This window comes from Nitratidesulfovibrio liaohensis (genome assembly GCF_011682075.1).
Taxonomy (GTDB): Bacteria; Desulfobacterota; Desulfovibrionia; order Desulfovibrionales; family Desulfovibrionaceae; genus Cupidesulfovibrio; species Cupidesulfovibrio liaohensis.
Genome location: NZ_VSMK01000569.1, coordinates 1 through 1,320 on the forward strand (window position 1 = coordinate 1; position 1,320 = coordinate 1,320).

1 protein-coding gene is annotated in these 1,320 nt (G+C 70.3%); it reads right to left on the minus strand.

Features of this window, described 5'->3' with window-relative positions; all coding sequences use genetic code 11:
• A partial coding sequence (locus FVW27_RS16040; RefSeq protein WP_167127036.1) for a portal protein occupies positions 1-1,320 on the minus strand: 1,320 nt, incomplete at both ends.

The following is a 1,320-nucleotide window of genomic DNA, read 5'->3' on the forward strand; positions in this document are numbered from 1 at the left end:
ACGGCCTGGCGCTCCGCGCGCAGCCGCAGCACCTCGGCATCGGAGCGCACCACCCGTGCGGGCACCCCGCCGATGGAGGCCAGTTCGTCCACGGCCTGCTCGAAGTCGATCTTGTCCAGCACGCCGGGCGCGGTGGCCGACAGGGCCGTGACCTCCGCCGCGAACTGGCGGATGGACTGCGCCGCCCCCATCCGCTGGGCCTGGGCCAGGGCCGAGACGTATTCCACGCGCATCTCCAGCCCTTCCAGTTCCGGCGGGTTGGGCGGCAGCGCCCCGGCCCGGCGCAGGATGCCGTAGGTGCGCGTCAGCAGCGGATCGAGCAGTTCCGTCTGGTGCCGTTCGATGACCGGGCCGAGCATGAGCAGCTTTTCCTGCCCGCGTTCGGCCACCTCTGCCGCCGTAACGTTGGAGCGCCCGTCCGCAGTGAACATCAGGAAGAGATCATTGAAGAACCCCTCGCGCACGGCCTTGCGCACGTCGTCGATCTTGCGCGTCACCGCCGCGATGTCCGGGTTGATCTGGTAGAGCGGGGCCACCGCCTCGGGCTGGCCCGGCGCCACGTAGTTCTGCGCGCCGGGAATGAGGTTGAGCCGCTGCTTGAAGCCGGTGGGCACACGCATGGGCGGGTTGACCACCTTGTGGATGGCCAGCAGCTGGCTGCGGGCCATTTCCTGCAGCATCTTGACGTCGGGCAGCACGTCCATGCCGGGCGAGCGGCCATACACGTCGCCGCCGGTGACGTCCCAGCGCGCGGCCAAGTGCGGGAATTCCTCGAAGCCGCCTTCGTGCAACAGGTCTCCGGCGGCGCCATCCGCCTCGAACACCAGCGACTCGAAAGGCATGTGCAGGTTGCCGCCATGGCCGGGGGTGCGCACGGCGCGGGGCCGAACCAGATGCACCACCTCCACGTGGCGGTTGGGCTCCTTGCGCAGCATGCGCCGCGTGCCGGTGGACAGGTGCGCCTCGCCGTAACGTTCCGCCAGTTGACGGGCGGTCATCAGCATGCGCCGCGCAACGGTGTCCACGCGACCCGCCGCATCGCAGGCCCAGGAGAATTCGCCGCAGGTCAGCGCGGCGAAGCGGGTCAGCCGTTCCGGATCCACCTCCTGATACAGGTCGGCGGAACCGAAGGCGGCCAGTTCGGTGTAAAGCGCGTGCGAAGCCTGGTAGAAGTTGCTGCGGGCCAGCGCCCAGTACAGCCGCTGCTCCACCGCATCCAGCCAGCGGCGGGCCGGGCCCGATTCCGCGTCGGCACCATCGGCCAGACGCAGGCGGAACCAGGGCCGCGCGGGCGAGGTGAGCCCGCCCTGCATGCCCGCC